This window comes from Burkholderia sp. AU30198, from assembly GCF_020419825.1.
Classification (GTDB): domain Bacteria; phylum Pseudomonadota; class Gammaproteobacteria; order Burkholderiales; family Burkholderiaceae; genus Burkholderia.
This window is the reverse complement of sequence record NZ_JAIZSA010000017.1, coordinates 122,437-148,237: the sequence shown is the minus strand read 5'-3', so window position 1 is coordinate 148,237 and position 25,801 is coordinate 122,437. Positions and strand designations below refer to the sequence as shown.

Sequence of the window (25,801 nt, the reverse complement as noted above, 5' to 3'; positions counted from 1 at the left end):
CGCTGTTTTATGGAGAGCTGAAAATGAAACGAGTGTTCAACAGGCAAGACGCGAATCGGCGCGCTTCGCCGCTATCCTGGCGCAACCCGGCTATCGCGACGGCCGTCGCTATCATGAGCAGCCTCATCGTTGCTGCTCCCGCTGCCGCACAAAGCGCGGGAGATTGGCCAATGGCCGGGCAGAATCTGCGCAATACCCGCAGTGCCGCGGGCGAACGCGCGATTGGCCTGAACAACGTGGCCAAGCTGGCGCCACGCTGGTCGGTCGAGACGGACGGTAACGTGTCTGCCACGCCGACGGTAGTCGCCGGTGTCGTCTATGTTCCCGATTTCGGTGGCTCGCTATGGGCCGTCGATGCCGCGACCGGACAGGTCAAGTGGCACAAGAAGGTCAGTGACTACAGCCAGATTCCCAACGATGCGTCGCGCACCAGCCCCGCATACTGGAAAGGCACGCTGGTGATCGGCCAGGGTACGCAGATCGCCAACAACCCGACCGGCGCCTACATGCTGGGCATCAAGGCCGAAGACGGCGCGCCGCTGTGGCGTACGCAGGTCGACACGGACAAGTCCGCCATCATTACGAGTTCGCCGGTTATCGACAACGGGATCGCGTACGTCGGCGTATCGTCTCGCGCCGAAGCCCTGAAGGAGACGCCGCAGTATCGCGGCAGCGTCGTGGCGCTCGACGCGACGAGCGGCAAACTGCTGTGGAAGACCTACATGGTTCCGGAGGGCTACACCGGCGGTTCGGTCTGGGGCAACACGCCGGTCGTCGATCATGAAACCGGCTTGCTGTACGTGACGACTGGCAACAACTTCACCGTTCCGGAAGGGGTGTGCCGGTATCCGGGGCAAGAGAAGTGCAAGGCAGCCGTACCGGGCAATCATATCGACAGTTTCGTCGCACTGAACCTGAAGACGGGCAAGATCGCATGGGCTACCCGTACGCTGTCGGCCGACATGTCGACGAACTACGACCACGACGACGGCCCGGACTACGATTTCGGCTCGGGGCCCAACCTGTATACGACGACCATCGGCGGGCACAAGCGCACGTTGCTCGGTGCCGGCCAGAAGAGCGGCGTCTACTGGGCACTTGATCCGAAGACGGGCAAGGTCGTCTGGCATACCCAGGTCGGCCCCGGCAGCCTGCTCGGCGGCATGCTGTGGGGAACGGCCGCTGACGGCAAGCGCATTTACGTGTCGATCGGCAACCTGAATCACGAGTCCATCGACGTCAATTCACCGGCGGGGACGAAGACGACCAAGGGCGGCATCTGGGCCGCGGTTGACGCGGCAACCGGCAAGCTGCTCTGGCGCACCGCGGATCCGCAGCAGATGATGGACACCGTTGCGATGTCCGAGGCTAACGGCGTGGTGTATGCCGGTTCGCTGGCGGGCAGTGGCGCCAACATGTATGCACTCGATGCGTCGACCGGCGAAATCAAGTGGAGCTTCGAGAGCGGTGGCGCCGTGGTGTCCGGTGCCGCGATCGTCGACGGGACGGTCTATTGGGGATCCGGCTATCACACCAAGATTCTCGGGCTGCCCTATGCCGGCGATAACCACAAGCTTTACGCGTTTTCGGTAGCGAAACAGTAAGCCGCCGTTGCCGGGTGTCGCGGGACCACCCGCGCGAGTCGAGAACCGCGCTCGAATGCGAGCGTGGCATCGTCCGCGCGGGTGGCGAGCCGACGACGGCGTGCCGATTGCACAACTCCCCCCCAAAAGCGACCGAAGACGCGGTGGCACGATGCGTGGCGCGTGGCTAGCCGGCCGATGACGCACACCGCCCTGTCGATTCCCTGAAAACGTGGCGAGCGTTCGCGCGAGCAGGCGCGAATCCGTCGGGCACGAAGTGCAAGCGCTAATTCGAATCGGTTTGATTCCGTTTCTTTGGTGTTCATTCGGCACGAATACGTGTCAAATGTGTCGACCCGGCCACCGTGATGCCCGCGCACTGCGCACAGGCTTCCATCGTTTGCACGATCGAGGCCGGTCTCCCATTTTCCGCTTCAAAGGACTGCAAACTTCATGAGCAATCGAAAACATGAAGTACTCGCTCCGCAGCATAGCCAGCCGATCTTCGTCGATCCGTACCCGCAGGTGGTGCTCGCGGACGTGCCGGTGAAATAAGCGCCGGGTATCGGGCGCGGTCGCATCGAGCTCGCCCATTGCCGACACTTTCCCCACACGCCGTCAATCGCGTGCGAACGACCGAGCGTCGTGAGGTGTCCGTTGAAAAGCATCAGATCGAGCGCGTAATCGATTGCGCTCGCCAGCCATTCCTCATGTGATGAGTATTCGAAAAACGACTCGATGAGCGCGACCGCCTGCACGTCAATCCGCGTGACGAGCCGGCCCGCCAGCGCAGTCAACGTCCGCGTTTGGACCGTGCCGGCCAGCTCGCCAGCACACAACCATCGATTCCAATCCCATGATGCAACACCTTCCTGATCTCGACGCCTGGGCCATTTTCGCGCGCGTCGCGGAAACCGGCTCGTTTGCAAAGGCCGCCGAGCTGATCGGCACGTCGCAGTCGACCGTGTCGAAGGCCATCGCGCGCCTCGAGCAACGGCTCGGCACCATGCTGCTGTACCGGACGTCGCGCAGACTGTCGCTGACCCCGACGGGCGCTCTCTTGCGCGACCGTGCGATCCGGCTGCTCGCGGATGCCGAACTGATCGAGAACGAAGCAACGGCTCAGGCGCTCGAGCCGCACGGCCTCGTGCGCGTGAATGCGCCGATGTCGTTCAGCCTCCTGCATCTCGCACCGGTGCTGCCTGCGTTTCTCGAGCGCTACCCGAGCGTCGACATCGATCTCATGCTGAGCGACCATCTGGTCGACGTCGTTCCGGGTGGCTTCGACGTCGCGATCCGGATTGCCGAACTGAACGATTCGACGCTGCGCTTCCGCAGGCTCTGCGCAGTCCGCCGGCCGCTCGTCGCTTCGCCTGCCTACCTGGACCGGTACGGACGTCCGGCTCACCCGCGCGATCTCGAACGACATGTCTGCTTCACGTACACGAATCTGCCGACGTCGGGTTGCTGGCGGTTTCGGCACACCACGTCGGGTGAAAAATTTTCAGTACCGGTGAACGGACGCATCCGCACCAACAACGCCGACGTGATCCTGCCCGCACTGGTCGCCGGCTACGGCCTCGCGCTGCAGCCCGAATTCCTGGTTGTCGATGCGCTGCGGCATGGCGAACTCGAGGAAGTGATGCACGACTGGAAGATCGCCGACATCAACGTGAACCTCGTGACGCCGCCCGGCATGCTGCGTACCGCGCGCGTCGCGGTGCTGCTCGACTATCTCACCGACCAGTTCATGACCGCACCCTGGGCGCCGCCCGCGCGCTGAACCTCTGCGGTCGAACCCGTCGGAGCCCGGCACGAACCCCGAGCGGGCCGGGCCCGGCCCGCTCGACCCCGTCGAGATCGACGACCGGTCGCGCGTCACGTCGACCCGCATCTGCGCGACGGGCGCCCGCCGCGCACGTTCCATCGCTCGAGCCGCTACCGCACGAGATCGCCTTCAAGCGCTGCTGAGCGGGGGGCGGGGGATGCGACGCGCCGTCGCTTGCCCGATTCCGGCCGGGTGCGGGTGGGCGATGCCCGATCACGGCGACGCGTCAAAAATTGACCTTGTCTCGTCCTTTCAGACCCAACATCGCGCGGGCCTCGTCGGGTGTGGCGATCTCCAGCCCGAGCTCGGTCAGGATGCGGCTGATTTTGGCCACCTGCTCGGCGTTCGAAGTGGCGAGCTGGCCTCGTCCCATGAACAGGTTGTCCTCCAGGCCGACGCGCACGTTGGCGCCCATGACCGCGCCCATCGTCACGAACGGCATTTGCTGGCGGCCTGCGGCGAACAGCGACCAGACGTAGTCTTTGCCGAACAGGCGGTCGGCCGTCTGCTTCATCAGCAGCACGTTTTCCGGGTCGGCACCGATGCCGCCCATCACGCCGAACACCGACTGGATGAGGAATGGCGGTTTGACCAGGCCGATCTCGACGAAGTAGGCCAGGTTATACAGGTGGCCAATGTCGTAGCACTCGAACTCGAACTTGGTGCCATGCGTCTTGCCCAGCGTTTCCAGGATGTAGCGGATGTCGCGGAAGGTGTTGCGGAAGATGCCGTCCTCCGTATTCTTCAGATAGGGCACCTCCCAGTCATGCTTCCACTCGCGGCTTTTTTCGGCCATGCGGAACATGGCGAAGTTGATCGAGCCCATGTTCAGCGAAGCCATCTCCGACGAGGCGCGCAGTGCGCCTTCGAGTCGCTGCTCGAGCGTCATCGTCACGCTGCCGCCCGTGGTGATGTTGAGTACGGCATCGGTCTGTTCGGCGATGCGAGGCAGGAACTGCATGTAGACGTCGGCCGACGCTGAAGGGCTGCCGTCGACGGGGTTGCGCGCGTGCAGGTGGATGATGGCTGCGCCCGCCTGGGCCGCGGCGATGCTGTGCTCGGTGATCTGATCGGGCGTGCAGGGCAGGTACGGCGACATCGTGGGCGTGTGCACGGAGCCGGTGATCGCGCAACTGATGATGGTCTTGCTCATGGGTGTTCCTCGTCGTGTGGTGGAGGGAAGGTGAGGGGATCAGGCGGTTGCGGCCAGCCTGTCGTCGAAGATGGCGACCGCGCGCGTCCAGCCGGCCGAGGCGTTGCGGATCTTGTGGGGGAAGCAACTGATGAAGAAGCCATCGGGGGGGAGCGCCTCCAGGTTGTGCAGTTTCTCCAGGTGGCAGTAGCCGATATCACGGCCTGCCTTGTGGCCCTCCCAGATGAGTCCGGCGTCGCGGCTCTCGGCGTATTTCCCGGCGGTATGGACGAAAGGCGCGTCCCAGCTCCACGCGTCGGTACCGGTCAGGCGCACACCGCGCTCCAGCAAGTACATGGTGGCGTCGTAACCCATGCCGCAGCCGGCCGACACGTAGTCGTTGTTGCCATAGCGGCTACCGGCGCGCGTGTTGACGACCACGATTTCCAGTGGCTGAAGCGTGTGGCCGATGCGCTCGAGCTCCACCTCGACGTCGGCGGCGTTGACCACGTAGCCGTCGGCGAAGTGGCGAAAGTCGAGCTTGACGCCGGGCTGGAAGCACCACTCCAGCGGGACTTCGTCAATGGTCCACGCGCGTTTCTTTTCGCCAAGCGCCTTGTCCATGGTGCTGTGGAAGTGGAAAGGCGCGTCCAGGTGAGTGCCGTTGTGGGTGGAAAGCGTGACGCGCTCCACGGCCCAGCCCTCGCCGTCGGGCAGGTCTTCCTTCTTGAGACCGGGAAAGAACGGTTCGATCTGATCGACCGTATGCTCGTGGGTGAAGTACTGGATCTCGGGCTTGAAGGCGGGCGGATCGGAGACGACGTCGTTTTCCAGGTAAATGGATAAATCGACGAAGCGGCGTGTCATGGAGGACTCCTATTCTTGAGGGGCGATCAGATCCGGCCGGGTTCAGTGTGCGACGACGGCTTCTTCCGGGGGCAGGACTTCTGCGGCCGGCAGCATCAGCACCACCATGGCGGCGGCCATGAACACGCCACCGCACACGGCGATGCTCGGACCGAAGCCGAAGGCACTGGACATCGATCCCAGCAGCAGAGGCGCAAATGCGGAGAAGCCGCGTCCCACGTTGAAGCAGAAACCCGTGCCCGTCGCGCGCACCTGAGTCGGAAACAGTTCCGCGAAATATGAGCCCATCAACCCGGCGAAGGCCATGAAGAACGCGAATACGGGGCCCAGCAACAACAGGACCGTTGGGTCGGTGGCCTGTACATAGAAGGGCAACAGCAGGCCGGAGCTGACGAGCGACAGGATCAGGGCCTTCTTCTTGCCGATGCGGTCGGCGACGTAGCCGAACACGTTGTAGCCAATGAACATGCCGACGTTGAGTAAGGCCAGGAAGCGCGCCATGGTGCCCACTTCCAGGCCGCGCTCCTTCACCAGGAAGGTCGGCAGCCACGTGCTGGCGCCCCAGTATGCGGCCAGTGCCAGCGCCGACGTCAGCGTGCCCAGCAGCGTCACGCGCAACAGGGCCGGGGTGAACAGTGAGGCGACGCCCCGGTCGCCAGCAGCCCGATGCCGGCTGTTGCGTGTGTGCTGCTGCCCGGCCCGCCAGGCCTCGGACTCGGGTACGCGCAGCCAGACGTAGGCCATGGCGATCACGACGGCGGCGCCGCAGACAAAGAACAGCACGCGCCAGCCGTAAGTGGGCAGCACATAGGCGGCCGCGGCTGAAGCGATGGCGGCGCCAATGGAGAATGAACTCAGCACGAAGGAGGTAGCCCGCGCGCGCTGGTCTACCGGCCACGTCTCGTTCACGTGCGCGGCGGCGATCCCCCACACGCTGCCGAGGCCCAACCCGGAGAGAAACCGCAGCACCAGCACCTCGCGCCAATCGGTCGCCGCGGAGATCGCCATCGTGAGCAGGCCGAAGCCTCCAAGCGACAGAAGCAGTACGGTGCGGCGGCCCCACCGGTCGGCTACGGGGCCCATGACCACGCCGCTGAGGCCCACGCCGAGCAAGGTGGCGGTGACCAGCAGCCCGGCCTGTGCCGGGCCGATATGCAGCGACGCCGTAATCGCCGGCATCGCAATCGCCAGGATGATGATGTCGACGGCATCGAACATGTAGCTCAAAAAATATCCGATCAGCACACGCCACTTCAATGTGGTCGAGATGGGGGGCATGAGTGTTGTCTCCTGGAGCACCGAATTATGGTACTGACTGTACGTTCGTACAATTTTTGTATTGATGAACTATACGTACGGTCAGTGAATATTTTGCCTAGGGGAAACCATGAGATTCCGACGGCGCTGCAAAACGCCGCGTCGCCTGACGGCAGAGCGGCGCGCGAGCAGAAGAGCCTTCGTCTAAAGGGCCGATGCAACCAGAAGCGAGACGCCCGCCAGCATGAGGAAGGGCGATCGCATGGCGATGACTGGACCAAACCGCAGATTGCGCGAATCAAGGCCGGACGCCACGGGTCTCCTGATACGCCCTTTGAGTTCACGGCATTCGGCATATGACGTCGAACGCTTCGCTGGCTGAGCCAACGTCTGGATGAAGGGTTCGCCAGATGGCCGGTCGCCGGCAGCATGCTTCGTCGCCCTCGATCGCTCGGTAATCTGCGTGGTGGGTGCAGGAACTTGCTCCCGTCCCAAGCGCGTCAATCGTTGATCGCAGGCGTCAAATATCGATGCGCGCTCCTAGAATCGATGTCGAAGTCCGACTCCGAAGCTGTTGCCGGTGCCTGCAGTACTCAGTTTGTCGTACAAGTAGCTCAGGTAGGCGTCGGTGCGTTTGGAGAGGGGATAGTCGTACGTCAGACCGGCGGTATCGCGATGCCGATCTCCCGTGGGCGTCGACAACGCTGTATGAGCCCAGGATGCCCCGATGCTGGAAATGCCGATCGGGACCGAGATGCCCGCTTGCCAGGTCTTCGTGGAGAGTCCCGATGGATAGGCCAATGCGCGATCGAATGAGGCGGAGAGCGAGAAGTAGGGGAACTTGTAGGTGCCGCCAACAAAATAGGCGTTCTGGTGTGTGGTGGTCGAGGTGATGCCGGGTCCGTATCCGGTGCGCTGTGCAGCGGCAGACGCATAAAGTGGCCCCTGATCGTAGACAACGGCTGCCAGGACATCGTGCGCCCCGGTACCGGGAATGCCATACTGGAACGTCACTTTTGTGCCTGCAATGGATGGCGATTCATACGAGATGGCGCTGTCCCAGCTGGTGTCTCCAGCCACCGCCCGTCCGAAGTCGGCTATCCAGGTCTGGACCATGAGCGGGCTAAAGCGCGTGGATCCACCCAGCGGATTCGTGCGAGCAGTGATGAAAAAAAGCGGGTTGATCAGTCGTCCTGCTCGAATTTCACCCCACTGACCTGAAAGCCCGACATAGGCATTTCTTGAATACGCGTTGTCTCCCGAGAACCGGCCAGACTGACCCGAGTTCATGAGCAGGTAGCCCTCGATCGCAAAGTTGGCACGAAGGCCGCCGCCGAGATCTTCCGTGCCTCGGAGGCCGTAGAACGAAGTCGTTTGACCGCCGCTCAGCATGGCCAGACTGCTTGCGCTTGTCCCGCTTGGTTTGAAGGAGCCGATCGCAACGTCGAGAATTCCGTAGAGTTGAACGGTAGACGCCTGCGCTATCGCGGAAGTAGACATGCAGCCGTCAATAAAAAAAGCGGCTGCCATAAATTTTGCGATCCTAATCATGGTGGTGTCTCCTCACCGATTTTTGTGTTGGATCAGGCCACTGTCTGCAGTGGCGCTGTCTTCTGTTTTTCTGCTTACCGCGGGCCAGTCCCGCTACGGATGTGGTCTAGCTGGATGATGCTCCCTGCATCTCCGTGGAAAAGCAGGAGGATTTTTCGCGGGAAGGGGAAGGGCCTCGGGGTTGTGACGTTTCCCCGTGGCGTCATCTCCGATCTCGACGCCTGTCTTGACTGCCGCCGCAAACGGGCGGGCCTGGTCCGGGTATCGATCGCATCGGTTATCGCGCACACGACAGTTGCCTTGCTTCTCGTGAAGTCACTGATCAAGAGAGGCTGGCGAGTCGAACGCTCACCGTCCCACGGTCAAATCGATGCTGACTGTACGTTCGTACAGCACCCGTACCAAGTAGGATTAGTACCTAGGCGTTGGGCACGTTTCAGCGACTGACTGAGCGTTCGTTTTCTGCGCTGCAGTACAATCGGAGCCGCTGCCAACAAAAGGAGCGGTTGCTTATGACCCAGACGGCGCCACGTAACACGCAGCGTGTACGCGGAAAATCAAACACGAAGCCGGAAATGGACAAGCGAGAACGAGTGATCGTTGCGGCCGAGCGGCTTTTCGCTCGCGAGGGGTATCACGGTGTTTCGATGCGGGATATCGCGAAGGAAGCAGACGTTGGGCTTCCGCTGATCGTCTACCATTTCGAAACGAAGCTTGGGCTGTACAAGGCGATTTTCGAGTACCGCAAGGGACTGGTCGAGGAACGTCTGGCTCAGCTTGAGCAGATCACTGACTTCGATCAGCCGGACGTTTTGTTGAAAATTGCGACGGCCTTTGTATCGCCGATCGTCAGGAGCTACGCAACGCCAGAGGGCAGAGAGTATGCGCAGCTCGTTGTGAGAGAGGCTTCGGATCCGCAAGAGGGAACGCGCGGCATCATCGAAGAGTATTACGATCCCATCGGAAAGGCCTACATCTCGGCGATACGGCGAGCGCTGCCCAATGCGTCGGACGAGTTCCTGTGCAGGAGCTATTTGTTCGCGGTCGGAGCGCTCGTGATGAGCGTGTTCGATCATCGAATCGGGCGTCTGTCCGGCGATTCATTCAGTGATACCGACGTCGAGGTCAAAACGAATATGCTTGCGGCATTCATTGCCGACGGAATGCAAAGCGGTGGCGAGCGATTCAAGTAGCTGGCCATATTGAAATCGCCGGTCGCTGTGGGGTGATTCAAGGCGGCAGGCGCGGGATGGTGCGGCACGATCGCGGCAACCGACCCACCTACGCCAGCAACCTTCTACGGCACGCGCGGTTGCGCTTCCACTGACGAAACCACATCCGCGAGCCGCTGCGCGGCCGCTTCCATCTGCGCCCGGCCGAACCCGCCGAAGCCCAGCACGAGCCCCGGGCGGGCCGTGCCCGGCGCGAACATCGGCGACACCGCGCGCACCGCGACGCCGGCTTGCGCGGCGCGCTCGACCACGTCGAGATCGTCAATTCCTTCCGCGAGCCACAGTACGACGTGCATCCCCTGGTCGCCCGGCTGCACCCAAGCGCGTTCGCGCGGCAGCCGCGCCCCCAGCGTGTCGATCAGCAGCGCGCGCTGCTCCGCATACACGCCGCGCACGCGACGGATATGGCGATCGAGGTGGCCTTCCGCGATGAATGCGGCCAGTACGTGCTGGTCCGCGGTCGGCACATGGCGATCCATCAGCGCACGCGCGCCGCAGAACGCGGGCACGAGATCGTCGGGGGCGATCACGTAGCCGAGCCGCAGCGACGGAAACAGGATCTTGCTGAACGTGCCGAGGTAGATCACGCGATCGGGGTCGAGCCCCTGCAGCGACGGGAACGGATAGCCTTCGTAGCGCAGCTCGCTGTCGTAATCGTCCTCGACCACCCACGCGCGCCGAGCACGCGCCCACGCGAGCAGCGCGTTGCGCCGCGCCATGCTGAGCGGCATGCCGAGCGGATACTGGTGCGACGGCGTGACGAATGCGGCACGCGCATCCGGCGCGATGCGGATGCCGGCCTCGACGTCGAGGCCGTCGGCGTCGACCGGCACCCGCACCATCGCGTCGCGTCGCCCCGTGCTGTCGAGCAGCGCGGTGATGCCGCGATAGGCGGGATTCTCGACCCACGCCTGATCGTCCGGGCCGAGCAGCACCTGGCTCGCGAGATGCAGCCCCTGCTGCGTGCCGCTCGTGATCACGACCTGGCCGGCATGGCAGCGCACCGAGCGCGACCGGCGCACGTAGTCGGCAATCGCTTCGCGCAGCGGCAGCGCACCTTGCGGATCGGCATAGCCGGACGGCGCGCCGGCGCCGCGTGCGCGCAGGCGGTTGCCGAGCCGGCGCCAGATGTCGTCGGGTGCGGTGAGGCCGATCGGCACCGAGATCGCGAACGGCATGGCCGGCAGCGGGCGGAATTCGCCGGCGATCCGCGCGAAGGTGGCGGCCGGCTCGGGCAGCCCGGTGTGCGCCGGCGGGCGGCGGGTGGGCGGGTCGGCAGGCTGGGTGGGTGGCGGCTCCGCGAGCGCGTTCGCGACCCGCGTGCCGGCACCGCCGCGCGATTCGAGGAAGCCTTCGGCGATCAGTTGCGCATACGCATCGACGACGGTGCCGCGCGCCACCTGCAGCGCCGCGGCCAGCAGCCGCGTGGACGGCAGCGCGTCGCCCGGCCGGACGTCGCCGCGCCGCACGGCTTCGCGCAGCGCCTGCGCGAGCTGGCGGCTCAGGTCGCCGGCCGTGCGGTCGAGCGCGCCGAGCGACGGGATGTCGACGTTCCGGGCCGTTCTTGCCATGATTCTGGTCTGCTGAAATTGTTCCAAACCGGCTCTACAGCATAAACCAGTTTGGAGCCACAATCGACGCATGCCGGGCCATCGCCTGATCCATTCCAACCCCCACACGACCGTGGAGCCGACATGTACGTACCCGCCGAATTCAACGAATCCAACCCCGACGCGTTGCGCGAGCTGATCGTGCAGCATCCGTTCGGCAGCCTGATCACGCACGGCAAGAGCGGGCTCGACGCGAACCATATTCCGTTCGAGCTGCTGCCCAGCGACGGCGGGCTCGGCGAACTGCATGCGCACGTCGCGCGCGTGAATCCGGTCTGGCAGGACGTTGCGAACGGCGACGAGGTGCTCGTGATCTTCCGCGCGGGGGACGCGTATATCTCGCCGACCTGGTATCCGAGCAAGCATGTGGCGCACCGGCAGGTGCCGACGTGGAACTACGTGGTCGTGCATGCGCACGGCCGCATCACGGTGCGCGACGACGAGAAGTTCGTGCGCGGCGTGGTCGCGCGGCTGACGCGCACGCACGAGGCATCGCAGCCGGTGCCGTGGAAGATGGGCGATGCGCCGACGGATTATCTCGACGAGATGCTGCAGTCGATCGTCGGGCTGCAGATCGAAATCACGCGGCTCGTCGGCAAGCGCAAGCTCGGGCAGAACAAGGACGAGGCCGATATCCGCGGCGCCGGTGATGCGCTGGTCGCCAACGGCAACCTCGCGATCGGGGAGGCGATGGTCGAGGCGGCCGACGCGAAGCGCGGGTAAGCGCCTTCGACAGGCAGGAACGCGCGGGCAAGCGCCACGCCCGCGCGCCGGCCCGTTACTGCGTGCGCACCGTGCCCTTCGCGCCTTCGCCGGCCTGCGCGAGCGCGCCGCGAATCGCGGCCTCGGTCTTGTCGTACTCGCCTTCGCCATAGCGCGTATAGACGACCTTCCCGTTCGCGTCGATCAGGTACAGCGCGGGCCAGTACTGGTTGCCGTACGCACGCCACGTGTCGTAGCGGTTGTCCTGCGCGACCGGATACCGGATGCCGAAGCGCTTGATCGCATCGGCGACGTTGCCCGCGTCGCGCTCGAACGGATACTCGGGCGTATGCACGCCGACCACGACGAGCCCCTGGTCGCGATACTTCCGGTCCCACTCCTTCACGTACGGAATCGTATGAATGCAGTTGATGCATGAGTACGTCCAGAAATCGACGAGCACGACCTTGCCGCGCAACTGGCCGAGTGTCAGCGGCGCGCTGTTGTGCCAGCGGTCGATTCCGGTGAAATCGGGCGCCGCCGTACCGGCCTGCGAGGCCGGCATGCCCGCGTCGTCGCGGGTGCCCGCGAAGGCGGCGAGCCCGGCCGTGGCGGCCAGGGCGATGACGAGGGTGGCGATCTTGAGTCGGGGCAGCATGGCGTTCTCCTGAGCGGGAGGCCGCGGCTCGGTGGCGGCGGCCGGACGGGTTTCGACAGGCCCCATTAGGCGGCGCCGACGTATCTGCGATGTGTCCGGCGAGCCACGCGTGTGCAATGTTGTGTGTCGTCGCGGCGACGCGATACATTGGGATACAAACGCATGCCCGCCGTGCGGTATAAAAGCGGACATTGCCTGCCCGACTACCTCGACACCGACAACGACTCATGGACAAGATCGACCACGTGCTGATCGTCGACGACGATCGCGCGATCCGCGAACTGATCGCGGACTATCTGGAGAAGAACGGCATGCGCGTGTCGCTGGCCGCGAACGGCCGCGAGATGCGCAACGTGCTGGACGACGGCGCGCCCGACCTGATCGTGCTCGACCTGATGATGCCGGGCGAGGACGGCCTCACGCTGTGCCGCGACCTGCGCGCCGGCAAGTTCCGGACGGTGCCCGTGCTGATGCTGACCGCGCGCGGCGAGGAAACCGACCGCATCATCGGCCTCGAGATGGGCGCCGACGATTACCTGGCCAAGCCGTTCGCGGTGCGCGAGCTGCTCGCGCGGATCCGCTCGGTGCTGCGCCGCGCGCGCATGCTGCCGCCCGGCATGCAGGTGACGGAAACCGCGGAGATGCTCGCGTTCGGCGAATGGCGGCTCGACACGACCGGGCGCCATCTGCTCGATGCGGAAGGCACGCTGGTCGCGCTGAGCGGCGCCGAATACCGGCTGCTGCGCGTGTTCCTCGACAACCCGCAGCGCGTGCTGACGCGCGACCAGTTGCTCAATCTCACGCAGGGGCGGCAGTCCGATCCGTTCGACCGGTCGATCGACCTGCTCGTGAGCCGGCTGCGCCAGCGCCTGCGCGACGGCGCGCGCGAACCGCGCTACATCAAGACGCTGCGCAACGAGGGCTATGTGTTCTCGTCGGCCGTGACCGCCGTCGACGGTACGCCATGAGCGCGCGCATGCCGTGGCACTGGCCGCGCTCGCTGTTCGCGCGGCTCGCGCTGATCCTGTGCGTGGGCCTCGTGCTCGCGCAGACGCTGTCGTTCTGGCTCACCGTGACCGAGCGCGACCAGGCGACCACCAACCTGATGATGGGCTACATCGAGCGCGAGGTCGCAAGCTCGGTCGCGCTGCTCGACCACCTGCCGCCCGCCGAGCGGGCCGCGTGGCTGCCGCGCCTCGCGCGGCGCAGCTATGCGTTCATCCTCGGGCCCGGCGAGACCGGCACGCCGCCGGAAGCGCGGCTGTCGGCGCGCGTCGAGCGGTCGATCTCGGACGGCATCGGCGGCGACTACCCGCTGACCGCGAACGCGATTCCCGGCGATCGCGAACATCTGCAGGTGCATCTGCGCCTGACCGACGGGTCGCCGCTGACGATCGACATCCATCCGATGTCGACGGTGCCGCTGTCGGGCTGGCTGCCGGTCGTGCTCGTGCTGCAGCTCGCGGTGCTGGCCGCGTGCTGCTGGCTCGCGGTGCGGCTCGCGACGCGGCCGCTCAAGCAGCTCGCGCAGGCCGCCGATGCGCTCGGCCCCGACTTGAAGGGCGAGCGGCTGAGCGAGGGCGGGCCGTCGGAAGTCGCGCGCGCCGCCCGGGCGTTCAACGCGATGCAGGATCGTATCGCGCAGTACATGGCCGAGCGCATGCAGATTCTCGCGTCGATCTCGCACGACCTGCAGACGCCGATCACGCGGATGCGCTTGCGCGCCGACATGATGGACGACGACACGCAGGGCGCGAAGCTGCGCCAGGACCTGCTCGAGATGGAGCACCTGGTGAAGGAGGGCGTCGCGTACGCGCGGACGCTGCACGGCACCGAGGAGGCCGCGCGCCGCATCGATCTCGATGCGCTGCTCGACAGCATCGTGTGCGACTACACGGATGCGGGGCAGGACGTCGCGCTGCACAGCCGTGCGCCGCTTGCGCTCGTCACGCGCCCGAAGGCGCTGCGGCGTATCGTCGGCAACCTCGTCGACAACGCGCTGAAGTTCGCGGGCGCGGCCGAGATCGACGTGCATGCCGCGCCGGATGGCGGCGCGGTGATCGCCGTACTCGACCGCGGGCCCGGCATTCCGGACGATCAGCTCGACGCGGTGTTCGAGCCGTTCCGGCGCGTGGAGACGTCGCGTAACCGCGAGACGGGCGGCACGGGGCTCGGTCTTGCGATCGCGCGGCAACTTGCGCTCGCGATGGGCGGCACGCTCACGCTGAATAACCGGACGGACGGCGGTGGGCTGGAAGCGCGGCTCACGTTGAGGAATGCGGGGTGATGTGATGCGGCGCGTGAGCGGCGCGGTTTCGGGTTTGTGTTGAAACCGTAGCTGACGTTGCAGTTGAAACGCGCGACGTCACACGCGCTGCAGATGCGCATCGACGAGCGGTGCGAGCGTGGCCGCATGCACGGCCGCGAGATCGTGCCGGCCGCCCGGCACGACGTGCAGCTGCGCATCGGGCAACCGTTCGAGCAGGCGCCGGCCGGCCGCGACGGGGCTGATCGGATCGTCGTCGCCCCACAGCAGCAGCGTCGGCTGCGCGATGCGGCCGATCTCCTGCGACAGGTCGGCCCGGAACGTCAGGAACCAGTCGGGAAGCTGCGGGTTGGCTTCCGCGAAACCGGTGCGCCAGTCCTGCGCGCCGAGCCCTGCCATGTCGAGTCCGCCGGACGTGACCGTCAGCACGAGGTGCGTGATCAGTCCAGGCTTGTCGAGCGCCGCGCGCATCGCGATCACGCCGCCCATCGATTGCGCGATCACGGCGGTCGGCCGGTCGATCATGTCCAGCACACGACGCACGAGGCTGTCGAAATCGTCGACGGCCGGATCGTGCGGCGTGTCGCCGAAGCCCGGATAGCTGACGATCCGGCGCTCGGCCGGATGCGTCAGGAGCCCGGCGAGCGGTTGCCAGAAGGCGGTGCTGCCCGATGCGCCGGGCAGGAAAAGCAGTTGCGACGGAACGGGCATGGCGGTGCGGTTTTCCGGTGAACGAAGTGAAGCGGGATGATGGGGCGGGCGTGTCAGCAACGGCCAGTGCGCAGTGCGACGACCCAGTCGTCGCGGCCGCGCGTGGCCGCGGTGGCCGCAGCCGTGTGCCAGTCGTATTCGACCGCATGGAATTCGACGTTCCAGCCGGCCGCCGTGCGCGACACCATTGCGTAGCGCGCGTGCGGCGAACCCGTCTCGATGCGGTGCGGATGCGGCAGGTCGTCCGCGTACGCCTGCAGCCCGACGCTGCCCGGGTTGACGATCAGCCGGCCGTCGTCGAGCTTCGCCGTCCGCGGGATGTGCGTGTGACCGCACAGGATCAGCGACGCCGGCGCGTCGCCCGCGCGCTGCGCGATTTCATCGGGCGTGGCCGCACGGCAGCCGTCGGGCGTGACCGTTTCGAGGAAATAGACGAGGTCGCTGTCGGGCGTGCCGTGCACCATCAGCACGTCGTCGCCGAGCATCGCGCGTTCGGGCAGCGCGGCGATCCAGTCGAGATGATCGGCGCGCAGCGTGTCATGCGCCCAGCGATCCGACAGCCGCATCGACTCGCGCTCGCCGGTGAGCAGTTGCCGTTCGTGGTTGCCCTTGATGGTCGGCAGGTCGAGCGCGATCAGGCGGTCGGCCGTTTCGGCCGGGTGGAGCGCGCCCGACAGGATGTCGCCGAGATTGACGATCACGTCGGCACCGCGGCGGCGGACGTCGTCGAGCACCGCGTCGAGTGCGGCGAGGTTGCCGTGGATGTCGGACAGCGCGGCGATTTTCATGGCGGATCGTCGTGGACGGAAACGGCGATTGTCGCCAATTCGGCGCAGGCCGTCCAATGGCGGGCGCCTGCGCAGCCAGCCGTGAGCGGTCTGACGTGAAACCGCGGGGGGCGCGTCAGTCGGTCGCGAGGCGCGCGTACATCGCGAAATCGCCCGGCGTGCCGCGCACCATCTTGTACGCGCGCAACAGCCCTTCGTAGCGGTAGCCGCACTTTTGCAGCACGCGCGCGGAGCCCGCGTTGCTGGTCAGCACGACGCCCTGCATGCGCATGAAGCCGCCGTCCGCGAATGCCCACGCGGTGACGGCCGCGCACAGCGCGCTCGCGATTCCTCGCCCCCAGTGCGACGGCGCGAGATCGTATGCGATCTCCGCCGAGCGGTTCACGGTGGACACGGTATGCAGGCCGATCGTCCCGGCGAGCGCGCCCGATGCGTCGTCGATCACGGCAAGGCGCCGGATCGAATCCGGGTCGGCCGACTCGATGGCGTCGAACAGCGGCAGCAGATCGTCGGGCGAGCGCAGGTTCCAGCTCGTGTGGCGGAAGACGTCGGGGTTCGTCAGGTACGCGTGCCACGCGTCGAGGTCGGCGCGTTCGAGCTGGCGGAGCGACAGGCCGGGAAAGCCGGAGCGGGGCGGTGCAGCGATTCTCATCGGTATCCGCTCCTACGCCGCATGACGCCGGTACAGCGCGAGCGACCCGGCGAGCGCGAGCAGCATCGCGCCGCAGGTGCGTTCGAGCCACAGCGCACCCGCGCGCTTCAGCAGCCGCACCGCGCGTGCGCCGAGCAGCGCGTAGCCGAACATCACCGCGCCGTCGAGCAGCGCGAACGTGACCGCGAGCGCGACGTATTGCGGCGCGAGCGGCGCGGACGGATCGAGGAACTGGGGCAGGAAGGCGGAGAAGAACAGATAGCCCTTCGGGTTCGTCACCGCAGTGAGGAAACTCTTCGCGAAGATCGACGCGTTGCGCCCTCCGGATGCCGCGCCAGCGTGCGCGGCGGCGGCGACGTCGAGCGAGCCCTTCGACATCAGCAGCCGGATGCCGACATAGGCGAGGTACGCGGCGCCGAGCCACTTCACCACCGAGAACCAGAACGCCGACGCCATCAGCAGCGCGCCGAGGCCGAGCGCGACCGCGACGATCAGCACGAAATCGGACAGCATCGCGCCCGCGAAGCCGTAGGCCGCGCGGCGCACGCCGTAGCGCGAGCCGTTGGTCAGTGCGAGCAGCACGGTCGGGCCGGGTGTCGCGATACCGACGAAGGCGACGGCGGCGAAGATCAGCAAGGTCGTTTCATGCATGAAGGCACTCCCGATGGACGGCGCGTTCGATTATCGGCTGCGCCCGCCCGGGCTGTACAGGGCGGCGCACCGCGCACACGGCCGACCGTTCGACTATCTCGATTTTGGAAATGAACTGTTTTCATTATTCCACTTTCGACCGGAACCGGTTCCATTTACCATGACGGCCGCAGCGGGCATGCCCGCCGCGTCGTCGCGCGCGCGTCGCCGGCCTCGCCCGCCGGTGGTTCTCGTCGCCCGCGCGCTACTCGCAACTGACAGCCAGAACAACGGGTTCACCGCCCGGAGACACGACAATCATGAACAAGCAACTGATCGCAGCCCCGCTGCTGCTCTCGCTCGCGGGCATCGCCGCCGCGCAAAGCTCCGTCACGCTGTACGGCATCGTCGATGCAGGCGTGACCTATCGCAGCAACGAGCGGGTCGGCTCGGCGGGCGCGTACACGGGCCATTCGGACGTCGCGCTCACGACCGGCAACCTGTCCGGCAGCCGCTGGGGCATCAAGGGTTCCGAGGATCTCGGCGGCGGCATGCGCGCGCTGTTCGTCCTCGAGAACGGCTTCGACATCACGAACGGCACGTCGGGCCAGGGCGGCCGCCAGTTCGGCCGCCAGGCGTTCGTCGGCCTCGGCAGCGACCGCTACGGCACGGTTTCGCTCGGCCGCCAGTACACGTCGCTCGACGACTTCGTGAGCCCGGTCGGCCCGTCGTCGTACATCGGCGGCTTCGGCGCGCACCCGGGCGATATCGACGACCTCGACCAGACCGCGCGTGTCGACAGCTCGATCAAGTACACGAGCGCCAACTACTCGGGCTTCACGTTCGGCGCGCTGTACGGCTTCGGCAGCCAGCCGGGCAGCATGAAGCAGCGCAACACGTGGAGCGTCGGCGCGGGGTACGCGGCGGGCCCGCTGCGCGTCGGGGTCGGTTTCGAGCGTTCGGACAACAGCAAGACGGGCGCGACCGATCCGACGACCGGCAAGTGGCAGAGCACCGACGACGGGCTGTTCAACTCGTCGATCAACGAAGGCTATGCGAGCGCGCAATCGCAGCAGATCATCGCGACCGGCGCGACCTACGACTTCGGCCCGGCCGTCGTCGGCGTGAACTACAGCAACGTGCAGTACCGCAGCGGCGGCCAGTCGCTGTTCACGGGCCACGCGACGTTCAACGTCGCGGGCGTGTTCACGCGCTGGAACGTGCGCCCGCAGACGCAACTGTTCGCGGGCTACAGCTACACGCGCGGCAGCGATGTCGATGGCGTGGACGACCGCGCGCAGTATCACAACGTCACGCTCGGCGCCGTCTACGACCTGTCGAAGCGCACCAGCGTGTACCTGCTCGGCGCGTACCAGCATGCGTCGGGCATGACGCTCGACGCGCTGGGCCGGCCGGTGGCCGCGACCGCGTCGGTGTCCGACAAGGCGAACGGCCACTCGTCCGATTCGCGGTCGCAGGCCATCGTCAGCCTGGGCCTGCGCCAGAAGTTCTGACGCGCAGCGATCGTTGCGGACGCAACGTTGCCCGCGCTCGATGCCGGCAACGTTGCACGCATGCTTCTATACTGTCGCCTCCTTTTTTCGAGGAGACGACATGACCAGAACACACTCCGCGAGTTGCCTGTGCGGCAGCGTCACCGTGACGCTGCGCGGCGAGCCGGCGGCGCGCGCGAACTGCCATTGCGCGACCTGCCGCGATTTCTACGGCACGCCGGTGCTGTCCGCGACCGCGTGGCCGCCCGAGCAGGTGGCTGTCGAAGGCGGTAGCGCGACGTTCCCGCATCCGGCGAAGTTGATGTCGCGCACGTACTGCGCGTCGTGCGGCGAGATCGTGTTCGGCACCAACCGGCTTGGCATGCGCGTCGTGCCGAACAGCCTGGCCGCGCGTGCGCACGGCGGGCAGTTGCCCGGCGACCTGCAGCCGACGATGCACCTGTTCTACCGGCAGCGCGTGATCGACGTCGTCGACGCGCTGCCGAAATTCGTCGACGGCTGGGACGGCCCGACGCTCGACGACGCGAGCTGAACGATCGCGGCCGCGTGCCGGCATGGCCGGCGCGCGGTTCCGGTTTGCTTCACGGTCTCCCGCTTTTCCCTTCCTGCTTTCCTCCCTTTCTTCCGCCGCATGCCGCTGCGCTGAATCGCGACAACGCGATTGCGCCGGATAATATTTTTTCCCTTTCATTTTAATTTCGATTTGTAATCATCGAGTCCGTCTCCGGGGAATGAAAAAGGCAATGCGGGCATTTCAGAAAAAATGACGCATTCGCATGGATCGACCCGGAAGAAAATGCCGGGGAAAAAGCGCCGAAATCGTGTGGCCGGCAAGCCGCTGCGGCGCGGTGAGCGGGCTTGACCATCGTTGACGGAAAGCGCCGGACGGCAAAAGGAACGGCGTGAATAATTCGGGGTGACGGCGAATGCGCTTTAGCCGGAATCACCAATATTTCATGCGCCGCGATTTACAGTGTCGACAATTGAACGTTCGGGAGAATTATTCATGTCAATGAAACAAATTCGGGCGGCGTTGCTGGGAATGTGCGTGGCGATGCTGGCGCCGGCGAGTCACGCGCAGGTGCAATACTCGACCGACTGGCTCGCGAACACGTACGGCACGCTGGCCCAGCACGTCGGCAATGCGGCGCGCTCGATGTGGGTCGCGCCCGAGGGCGTGATCTACACGGCGTCGCGCTGGGACGAGAACGCGGGCGGCGTCGCGCTCTACCAGAACGGCCAGCCGATGGGCACGATCGGCATCCACGACGAATTCCAGGGCGGCGCGATTACCGGCAACGCGACGTCGATCTTCGTCGCGCTCGGCTACAACCGCACCTTCGGCAGCGGCTCGGTGGGCCGCTACGATCGCAGCACGAACAAGCGTGACCTGCGCATCCCGGTCAGCACGTGGACGGGCCTCCCGAACCCGGACGTGATCACCGGCCTCGCGACGGCCGGCAACCTGCTGTATGCAAGCGATTTCTACGGCAACCGCGTGCGCGTGTACACGACGGAAGGCGTCTGGCAGCGCGACATCGGCGTGAACGGCCCCGGTGCGCTGGCGCTCGATGCGGCGGGCAACCTGTGGGTCGCGCGCATGAGCGCGGGCGTGGTCGTGCAGTACAGCGCGACCGGCACGCTGATGAACACGATCCAGATGGCGGCCGGCGCGCGGCCGTCGGCGCTGTATTTCGACGCGTCGACGGGGCAGTTGCTGGTGGGCGACCAGGGCCGCGACATGAACGTCAAGATCTACAGCCTCGCCGGGTTGCCGCAGCAGATCGGCACGTTCGGCGTGCAGGGCGGCTATCTCGACACGACCTCGGGCATCAAGGGGCAGGTCGGCGACAAGCGCTTCACGCGCGTGGTCGGCATCGGCAAGGATTCGGGCGGCAACCTGTACGTGCTCAACAACGCGTGGGGCGGCGGCTGGGATCTCGGGCGCAACGGCAGCACCGACCTGCATGCATACAGCCCGACGGGCGCGCTGCAATGGAAGCTGCAGGCGCTGAACTTCGAGGCGATCGCTGCGCCCGACCCGGCAACCGACGGCGCGTTCTTCTACAGCGGCAACAACGTCTATACGGGCTCGGCGGGCGGCACGTTCGTCGCGAACACGGTCGACCCATTCACCTACCCGAAGGATCCGCGCCTCGACATGAACGACTACCAGCGCGGCCAGCACTTCGGCCAGCTCGTGACGGTCGGCGGCAACCGGATTCTCGTCGCGTCGGGCCAGAACCCCGGCAACTTCAATTTCTATTACTTCACGCCGGCCACCGGCTATATCGCGAATCCGGCCGGCTCGCTGCCGGGCAAGCCGTTCAACACGACGCTGCAGGTCACGACCGGTTTCGACATCGACGGCAACGGTGACGTATGGGCCGGGCTGAACGGCTCCAACGCGATTACCCGCTACCCGATGACGGGCTTCGACGCGACCGGCAAGCCTTCATGGGGCAAGCCGGTGACGACGCCCGTGCCGAGCACCGTGGCGCCGACCACGCGGATCGTCTACCAGTCGGACAGCGACACGATGATTCTCGCGCAGGGCCTCGCGAACAATTGGGACTGGACCGCGATGAACGGGCACATCGAGGTCTATCACGGCTGGAAGAGCGGCAACACGACCGCGCCGAACCCGGTGATCAACCTGACCAGCGCGAACCCGAAATCGATCGCGGCGGCCGGCCACTACCTGTTCGTCGGCTACGTGCACACAGTGCCGAACGTCGACGTGTTCGATCTCAACACGGGTGCGCTCGTGACGACGCTGACCAACTCGAACACGTCGGCGATGGACGTCGGCAACGACGTCGACTCGATGTACGGGATCCGCGCGTACCTGCGCTCGACCGGCGAATACGTGATCACGAAGGACAACTACAACGGCACGAGCATGATCGTGTATCGCTGGCATCCGTGAATGCGCAAGCAGTGCAGGCCGTGCGGGCCGGATGGCCGGCACGGCGCCTGCGTCACGGTGCGCCGAGCACGCGCCCGTTCACGCTGAGCCCGTACATCGAATCGGGCGAATCGTGGAACTTCGCGCGCGTGTCCTGCACCGAGCCCGTGAAGCGCGGGTCCTGCGGACGCTCGTGGCTGTCCATGAAGGTCGCGACGTCCCATGCCTCCTGATCGGTCAGCGTGCCGCCGAGCCCGAGCGGCATGTTGGCCTTGATGAAGCCGGCTGCATTGCGGATGTCGCCCATCCCCGCGCCCCAGTTGAACGACCGCGCGCCCCACAGCGCGGGGAAGACCGCCTTGCCGCCGCTCGACTGCCCCTGGCCGTCCGCGCCGTGGCACAGCGCGCAGTGCTGCGTGTAGACGGCGGCGCCGCGCGCATAGTCCGCTTTCTGCGCGGGCGGCGGCAGCTTCATGAAACCCTGCCCCGGCAGCTTCGTGCCGACCGGCGCGCCCTTCGCGAGCCAGTACGAATAGGTTTCGAGCGCAACGAGGATCGGGTCGCCGGCCGGCGGCGCCTTGCCGTTCATGCTGTAGCGGAAGCACCCCTGCAGGCGCTCGGCGAACGTGTTCACGTGGCCATTCTTGCTGCGGTACGCCGGATACAGCAGGTACGCGGCCCACATCGGGCTCGAATCGGGCCGGCGGCCCGCGTCGAGGTGGCAGCTCGCGCAGGTCAGCTTGTTGCCGACGTACTTGCCCGCGAATTCGGGCGTGTGCAGGAAGATCTGCTCGCCGAGCTTCACGGTCTTGCCGAACTCGTCGGCGGGTATCGCGGATTCGGCGGGCGGCGCGAAGGGTTTGGCCGCCGTCGCCGTCGTGGCAGGCGCGGGTGCGGCCGCGGCGGCCGGCGCATCCTGCGGCGCGGCCGCAAATGCGAGCGCGGGCATCCAGGCCGCGCCGAGCAGGGCCGCGCGGGCGCGGCGGATCAGCGTCGTGCGTTCGGTCATGGCTTGTCTCCTTGTGCTGCGCCGCCGCGCGCGTAGTACGCGGCCACCGCGTCGATGTCGGCGTCGGACAGCTTGCCGGCGATCGCCGGCATCAGTGCCATCGGCCCGGGCGGGCGCGTGCCGTGTTTCCAGCCGTTCAGCTGACCGGCAATGTACGCGGCGGGCTGGCCCGCGAGCGGCGGAAACGCGGTGCCCACGCCGAGGCCGCCGGGGCCGTGGCACTGGGCGCACGCGGGCAGGCCCTGCGACCAGCGCCCGCGCGTCGCGAGCCACGCGCCGGTGTTCGCCGGAGCGATCGACGTGTCGTCGGCTGCGACGATGCCGGCGGGCGCGGGCAGGCTCGCGAAGTACGCGGATACCGCATCGCGCTCGTGCGGCGTCAGCAGTGTCGAGAGCGGCTGCATGACCGGGTTCTGGCGGCTGCCGTCCGCGAACGCGGTGAGCTGCGCGGACAGATACGCGGCGTGGGTGCCCGCGAGGCGCGGGAAGCCGGCCGCCGCGTTGCCTTCGCCCTGGCTGCCGTGGCAGCCGATGCACGCGGCGACACCCGTCGTCGTGCCCTGTGTCGCGATCGTCTTGCCGAGCGTCGCGTCGTCCGCGCGCGCGTGGCCGGCCAGCAGCGCCGCCGCCGCGAGCAGCAGCGGTGCGAACCGGCGTCGCGGTGTGTCCACCGTATCGTTCACGTGTCCCCTCCTTGTTGTCGGTCGCGTGCGCGCCGCCGGACTGCCGGCGCGGCCGCGCGGTCAGCCCGCGTCGGGCTGCTTCTGCTCCGGCGCGAGGTGCTGCGCCGGTGTCGCCGCATCGTAGCGGCCAAAGCCGTAGCGCTGGAAAATCCGGAACGCTTCCGGCGACCGGATGAACGCGAGCCATGCGCGCGCGGCTTCCGGATGCGGCGCGTCCTTCACCATCGCCCCCGCATAGATCGCCGTCGTATTCTGCTCGGCCGGAATGTCGATGTGCATCAGCGGATGCCCGACCTGTTCCTGGAACGCCGCTTCGGATTGCCACAGCACGCCCGCGTCCGCGCGACCCTGCATCAGGAACAGCGCGGTTTCCCGATGGTGGATGTGCGTGAGCTCGGTCGTGCCGGTGCGCACCTTGTCGTCGTAGACGGTACGTGCGAGCCCGTCGCCGCCGGCCTTCACGAGCGACGCGCGGATCTGCCGCGCGACGCCTTCGAACGCCGGATTGGGCATCGCAAGCTGCACGTCGGGCCGCGCGAGGTCGTTCAGCGACGCGATCCGCTTCGGATTGCCGGCGCGCACCATGATCGTCAGCTGGTTCGTCACATAGGGCACGGCCGGGCCGGCGAGCGTGCCGTCCGCGATCAGCCCGTTGATCTTGCCGAGGCCCGCGAAATACGCGTCGGGCTTGACCGTCCACGTCATGTTGCCGACGGTGATCGTGCCGCCCGCCTGGATCTGCTTCACGAGCAGGCCGGGCGGGATCGTTTCCCAGTAGATGCGGCCGCGATACTCGGGATGGTCTTCCTCGAACTTCGCGACGAGCGGCGCCATCGCGAAGAAATAGTTGCCGCCGACGAACAGCACGAGCTTCGGCGCGGTGAGGTCGCCGTGGAAATCGGCGAGCACGTCGACCTGCGGCACCGTGAATTCGAGGCCACGGTGCGTCGCGTCATTGTTGCGGCCGTCCTGCCACGGCGGAAAGACGGTCGCGTCGGCGCCGGCGGCGGGCGCGGCGAGCGACAGCGCCGATGCGCAGCAGAGCCACGCGGCCAGCACGGCGCGCAGCGTGCGCCGACGGCGGCGCGGCGGCGATGGCGGTTGCATGGGGATCGATGTCATCGCGGGGGTCATTTTGCGTACGTGAAGCCGACCTGCTGCAGTTCGGGCAGCGTGCCGACCGCGCCGGGCGTGACGATCGCCGACGGGATCACGTGGTTGGTCAGGTCGGCCGCAAGCGCATCGAGCGGCAGCTTGTCGGGATTCGCGTTCGCGCCGTCGAGCCGTTCCGCGAGTTCCCAGATCGCGTTGTGGCACGACAGGAACACGACGCCGCGCTGCTGCAGCGCGGCGAGGCTGTTGTCGTGCGACGAGAACGCGCCGTCGGGCAACTCGTGGTCTTGCGCCTCCTTCGATTGCGCGGGCTTCGCGTCGAGCAGCGTGTTGGTCGGGAATGCGGCGCCGGCAAATTTCGCGAGGCCGTATTTGTCCCACGCGGCCTGGTCGAACAGCGCGAGATGCGCGCTGCCGTGCGTGGCCGATACGACGAGGAAATCCGGATGGCGGAACGACCAGATCTGCGCGTTCAGCGAATTGCGCATCAGGTTCAGCCACGGGCCGCCGAGTTCGGTGTTGTCCCACACCTGCTTCGGGCCGCCGCGGTAGCCGGTCACTTCGGCGAGCGCCGCGTGATCCCACTGGTCGGGGCGTTCGAGGATCATCGGCACCGTCTTGAAGTCGCGCCGTCGGGGTGCGGCCGCGAGGCGGCGCGTGAGGTCGGCGAGGTGCGTGGCGCCGCCGGGCAGCAGCGCACCGGTTTCGGGCGCGGCGGCGTGAGCGGGGCGCGCGGCGGCGAGCAGCGCGGTGCCGGCCGCGAGGCCGAGGGTCTTGAGCGCGCCGCGGCGCGCATGCCGGTCGGACATGGCTTATCTCCCGGAATCGTTTTTGTGGGGGCGCGTCGCGTTGCCGTACGACGATGCGGCGTCGCGAATGCGTAGCCAGTCTACGCGGTGCGCGCTCGATACGGAAAATCGCGATATCGGATGGGAGATATTCGAGGGTCTGATGATTCGGCGGGCGGGCGAGGGCGGGGGGAGCGGCGCAACCACCATCGGTTCGAATGTTGCAACGGGCCTGTTGGGGATCGCCGGGTTGTCGAGGTCTTCCAGCGGACGGCTCCGGTTTTTGTCGGCAAATTTCTCACCGTATTGATATGGATGA

Annotated in this window: 23 protein-coding genes; 9 read left to right on the top strand and 14 right to left on the bottom strand. The window is 66.5% G+C overall.

Features of this window, described 5'->3' with window-relative positions:
• Nucleotides 1-23: 23 nt before the first annotated feature.
• Both LGN19_RS30555 and LGN19_RS30550 read left to right on the top strand, forming a co-directional pair.
• Nucleotides 24-1,604 (top strand): PQQ-binding-like beta-propeller repeat protein, encoded by a 1,581-nt coding sequence (locus LGN19_RS30555; RefSeq protein ID WP_226218887.1) that lies wholly within the window; start codon nt 24-26, stop codon nt 1,602-1,604.
• Between the two features lie 838 nt (nt 1,605-2,442).
• Entirely contained in the window at nt 2,443-3,366 is a 924-nt protein-coding gene (locus LGN19_RS30550; RefSeq protein WP_226218956.1) for a LysR family transcriptional regulator, read from the top strand.
• 271 nt (nt 3,367-3,637) lie between these two features.
• Here LGN19_RS30550 and LGN19_RS30545 read toward each other — a convergent pair whose 3' ends face one another.
• From LGN19_RS30545 to LGN19_RS30530, 4 genes are all read right to left on the bottom strand, one after another.
• Nucleotides 3,638-4,564: a 3-keto-5-aminohexanoate cleavage protein gene (locus tag LGN19_RS30545; protein ID WP_089451879.1), complete on the bottom strand. Its 927-nt coding sequence runs from the start codon at nt 4,562-4,564 to the stop codon at nt 3,638-3,640.
• A gap of 39 nt (nt 4,565-4,603) precedes the next feature.
• Entirely contained in the window at nt 4,604-5,410 is an 807-nt protein-coding gene (locus tag LGN19_RS30540; RefSeq protein ID WP_226218885.1) for a cyclase family protein, read from the bottom strand.
• A gap of 42 nt (nt 5,411-5,452) precedes the next feature.
• Nucleotides 5,453-6,688: an MFS transporter gene (locus tag LGN19_RS30535; protein WP_226218883.1), complete on the bottom strand. Its 1,236-nt coding sequence runs from the start codon at nt 6,686-6,688 to the stop codon at nt 5,453-5,455.
• Between the two features lie 519 nt (nt 6,689-7,207).
• Nucleotides 7,208-8,218, bottom strand: coding sequence for a porin (locus LGN19_RS30530; protein WP_226218881.1), 1,011 nt, complete (start codon nt 8,216-8,218; stop codon nt 7,208-7,210).
• 512 nt (nt 8,219-8,730) lie between these two features.
• Here LGN19_RS30530 and LGN19_RS30525 point away from each other — a divergent pair.
• Nucleotides 8,731-9,411: a TetR/AcrR family transcriptional regulator gene (locus LGN19_RS30525; protein WP_089451885.1), complete on the top strand. Its 681-nt coding sequence runs from the start codon at nt 8,731-8,733 to the stop codon at nt 9,409-9,411.
• Nucleotides 9,412-9,515: 104 nt separating this feature from the next.
• Here the strand turns inward: LGN19_RS30525 and LGN19_RS30520 are convergent, their stop codons facing one another.
• Nucleotides 9,516-11,021, bottom strand: coding sequence for a PLP-dependent aminotransferase family protein (locus LGN19_RS30520; RefSeq protein WP_174961245.1), 1,506 nt, complete (start codon nt 11,019-11,021; stop codon nt 9,516-9,518).
• A gap of 123 nt (nt 11,022-11,144) precedes the next feature.
• Between LGN19_RS30520 and LGN19_RS30515 the strand changes: the two genes are divergently transcribed.
• A complete protein-coding gene (locus tag LGN19_RS30515) occupies nt 11,145-11,783 on the top strand; it encodes an FMN-binding negative transcriptional regulator (protein ID WP_226218879.1) in 639 nt (212 codons plus the stop codon).
• 55 nt (nt 11,784-11,838) lie between these two features.
• Here the strand turns inward: LGN19_RS30515 and LGN19_RS30510 are convergent, their stop codons facing one another.
• Nucleotides 11,839-12,420, bottom strand: coding sequence for a thioredoxin family protein (locus LGN19_RS30510; protein ID WP_226218876.1), 582 nt, complete (start codon nt 12,418-12,420; stop codon nt 11,839-11,841).
• Nucleotides 12,421-12,647: 227 nt separating this feature from the next.
• On the opposite strand from LGN19_RS30510, the gene LGN19_RS30505 reads away from it, so the two are divergent.
• A complete protein-coding gene (locus tag LGN19_RS30505) occupies nt 12,648-13,388 on the top strand; it encodes a response regulator (RefSeq protein WP_034190595.1) in 741 nt (246 codons plus the stop codon).
• Nucleotides 13,385-14,707: an ATP-binding protein gene (locus LGN19_RS30500; protein WP_226218874.1), complete on the top strand. Its 1,323-nt coding sequence runs from the start codon at nt 13,385-13,387 to the stop codon at nt 14,705-14,707. Before LGN19_RS30505 ends, LGN19_RS30500 begins: the two co-directional genes overlap by 4 nt.
• A gap of 78 nt (nt 14,708-14,785) precedes the next feature.
• On the opposite strand, the gene LGN19_RS30495 is transcribed toward LGN19_RS30500, so the two are convergent.
• From LGN19_RS30495 to LGN19_RS30480, 4 genes are all read right to left on the bottom strand, one after another.
• Entirely contained in the window at nt 14,786-15,397 is a 612-nt protein-coding gene (locus tag LGN19_RS30495) for an alpha/beta fold hydrolase (RefSeq protein WP_174961252.1), read from the bottom strand.
• A 53-nt stretch (nt 15,398-15,450) separates the two neighbouring features.
• Complete coding sequence (locus tag LGN19_RS30490; protein ID WP_122948005.1) at nt 15,451-16,185, bottom strand: metallophosphoesterase family protein; 735 nt, start codon at nt 16,183-16,185, stop codon at nt 15,451-15,453.
• Between the two features lie 115 nt (nt 16,186-16,300).
• Complete coding sequence (locus LGN19_RS30485; protein WP_175222984.1) at nt 16,301-16,837, bottom strand: GNAT family N-acetyltransferase; 537 nt, start codon at nt 16,835-16,837, stop codon at nt 16,301-16,303.
• Nucleotides 16,838-16,849: 12 nt separating this feature from the next.
• Nucleotides 16,850-17,488 (bottom strand): LysE family translocator, encoded by a 639-nt coding sequence (locus tag LGN19_RS30480; protein WP_226218872.1) that lies wholly within the window; start codon nt 17,486-17,488, stop codon nt 16,850-16,852.
• A 299-nt stretch (nt 17,489-17,787) separates the two neighbouring features.
• Between LGN19_RS30480 and LGN19_RS30475 the strand changes: the two genes are divergently transcribed.
• The 3 genes from LGN19_RS30475 (at nt 17,788) to LGN19_RS30465 (ending at nt 21,910) form a co-directional block, all read left to right on the top strand.
• On the top strand, nt 17,788-18,981 hold the full coding sequence (locus LGN19_RS30475; protein WP_122948001.1) for a porin: 1,194 nt from the start codon (nt 17,788-17,790) through the stop codon (nt 18,979-18,981).
• Nucleotides 18,982-19,081: 100 nt separating this feature from the next.
• A complete protein-coding gene (locus LGN19_RS30470) occupies nt 19,082-19,513 on the top strand; it encodes a GFA family protein (protein WP_226218870.1) in 432 nt (143 codons plus the stop codon).
• Between the two features lie 474 nt (nt 19,514-19,987).
• Nucleotides 19,988-21,910 (top strand): SMP-30/gluconolactonase/LRE family protein, encoded by a 1,923-nt coding sequence (locus LGN19_RS30465; protein ID WP_226218868.1) that lies wholly within the window; start codon nt 19,988-19,990, stop codon nt 21,908-21,910.
• Nucleotides 21,911-21,962: 52 nt separating this feature from the next.
• On the opposite strand, the gene LGN19_RS30460 is transcribed toward LGN19_RS30465, so the two are convergent.
• Genes LGN19_RS30460 through LGN19_RS30445 form a run of 4 tightly spaced genes read right to left on the bottom strand, consistent with a single transcriptional unit; the run spans nt 21,963 to nt 25,503 of the window.
• On the bottom strand, nt 21,963-22,898 hold the full coding sequence (locus LGN19_RS30460) for a c-type cytochrome (RefSeq protein WP_226218866.1): 936 nt from the start codon (nt 22,896-22,898) through the stop codon (nt 21,963-21,965).
• The gene (locus tag LGN19_RS30455) at nt 22,895-23,581 is read right to left on the bottom strand and encodes a c-type cytochrome (RefSeq protein WP_226218864.1); all 687 of its coding nucleotides are present in this window, start codon (nt 23,579-23,581) and stop codon (nt 22,895-22,897) included. The genes LGN19_RS30460 and LGN19_RS30455 overlap by 4 nt, the downstream gene beginning before the upstream one ends.
• A 60-nt stretch (nt 23,582-23,641) precedes the next feature.
• On the bottom strand, nt 23,642-24,703 hold the full coding sequence (locus tag LGN19_RS30450) for a molybdate ABC transporter substrate-binding protein (protein WP_226218862.1): 1,062 nt from the start codon (nt 24,701-24,703) through the stop codon (nt 23,642-23,644).
• Nucleotides 24,704-24,711: 8 nt separating this feature from the next.
• A complete protein-coding gene (locus tag LGN19_RS30445) occupies nt 24,712-25,503 on the bottom strand; it encodes a transcriptional initiation protein Tat (RefSeq protein WP_226218860.1) in 792 nt (263 codons plus the stop codon).
• Between the last annotated feature and the right edge of the window lie 298 nt (nt 25,504-25,801).

What these genes read in the sequence shown, in the direction of transcription:
- LGN19_RS30525 (WP_089451885.1), top strand. Translation starts at nt 8,731, where the DNA reads ATGACCCAGACGGCGCCACGTAACACGCAGCGTGTACGCGGAAAATCA.
- LGN19_RS30460 (WP_226218866.1), bottom strand. Translation starts at nt 22,898, where the DNA reads ATGACCGAACGCACGACGCTGATCCGCCGCGCCCGCGCGGCCCTGCTC.
- LGN19_RS30500 (WP_226218874.1), top strand. Translation starts at nt 13,385, where the DNA reads ATGAGCGCGCGCATGCCGTGGCACTGGCCGCGCTCGCTGTTCGCGCGG.
- LGN19_RS30490 (WP_122948005.1), bottom strand. Translation starts at nt 16,185, where the DNA reads ATGAAAATCGCCGCGCTGTCCGACATCCACGGCAACCTCGCCGCACTC.
- LGN19_RS30450 (WP_226218862.1), bottom strand. Translation starts at nt 24,703, where the DNA reads ATGACATCGATCCCCATGCAACCGCCATCGCCGCCGCGCCGCCGTCGG.
- LGN19_RS30520 (WP_174961245.1), bottom strand. Translation starts at nt 11,021, where the DNA reads ATGGCAAGAACGGCCCGGAACGTCGACATCCCGTCGCTCGGCGCGCTC.
- LGN19_RS30530 (WP_226218881.1), bottom strand. Translation starts at nt 8,218, where the DNA reads ATGATTAGGATCGCAAAATTTATGGCAGCCGCTTTTTTTATTGACGGC.
- LGN19_RS30550 (WP_226218956.1), top strand. Translation starts at nt 2,443, where the DNA reads ATGCAACACCTTCCTGATCTCGACGCCTGGGCCATTTTCGCGCGCGTC.
- LGN19_RS30505 (WP_034190595.1), top strand. Translation starts at nt 12,648, where the DNA reads ATGGACAAGATCGACCACGTGCTGATCGTCGACGACGATCGCGCGATC.
- LGN19_RS30480 (WP_226218872.1), bottom strand. Translation starts at nt 17,488, where the DNA reads ATGCATGAAACGACCTTGCTGATCTTCGCCGCCGTCGCCTTCGTCGGT.
- LGN19_RS30495 (WP_174961252.1), bottom strand. Translation starts at nt 15,397, where the DNA reads ATGCCCGTTCCGTCGCAACTGCTTTTCCTGCCCGGCGCATCGGGCAGC.
- LGN19_RS30470 (WP_226218870.1), top strand. Translation starts at nt 19,082, where the DNA reads ATGACCAGAACACACTCCGCGAGTTGCCTGTGCGGCAGCGTCACCGTG.
- LGN19_RS30445 (WP_226218860.1), bottom strand. Translation starts at nt 25,503, where the DNA reads ATGTCCGACCGGCATGCGCGCCGCGGCGCGCTCAAGACCCTCGGCCTC.
- LGN19_RS30555 (WP_226218887.1), top strand. Translation starts at nt 24, where the DNA reads ATGAAACGAGTGTTCAACAGGCAAGACGCGAATCGGCGCGCTTCGCCG.
- LGN19_RS30545 (WP_089451879.1), bottom strand. Translation starts at nt 4,564, where the DNA reads ATGAGCAAGACCATCATCAGTTGCGCGATCACCGGCTCCGTGCACACG.
- LGN19_RS30465 (WP_226218868.1), top strand. Translation starts at nt 19,988, where the DNA reads ATGTCAATGAAACAAATTCGGGCGGCGTTGCTGGGAATGTGCGTGGCG.
- LGN19_RS30485 (WP_175222984.1), bottom strand. Translation starts at nt 16,837, where the DNA reads ATGAGAATCGCTGCACCGCCCCGCTCCGGCTTTCCCGGCCTGTCGCTC.
- LGN19_RS30515 (WP_226218879.1), top strand. Translation starts at nt 11,145, where the DNA reads ATGTACGTACCCGCCGAATTCAACGAATCCAACCCCGACGCGTTGCGC.
- LGN19_RS30475 (WP_122948001.1), top strand. Translation starts at nt 17,788, where the DNA reads ATGAACAAGCAACTGATCGCAGCCCCGCTGCTGCTCTCGCTCGCGGGC.
- LGN19_RS30535 (WP_226218883.1), bottom strand. Translation starts at nt 6,688, where the DNA reads ATGCCCCCCATCTCGACCACATTGAAGTGGCGTGTGCTGATCGGATAT.
- LGN19_RS30540 (WP_226218885.1), bottom strand. Translation starts at nt 5,410, where the DNA reads ATGACACGCCGCTTCGTCGATTTATCCATTTACCTGGAAAACGACGTC.
- LGN19_RS30510 (WP_226218876.1), bottom strand. Translation starts at nt 12,420, where the DNA reads ATGCTGCCCCGACTCAAGATCGCCACCCTCGTCATCGCCCTGGCCGCC.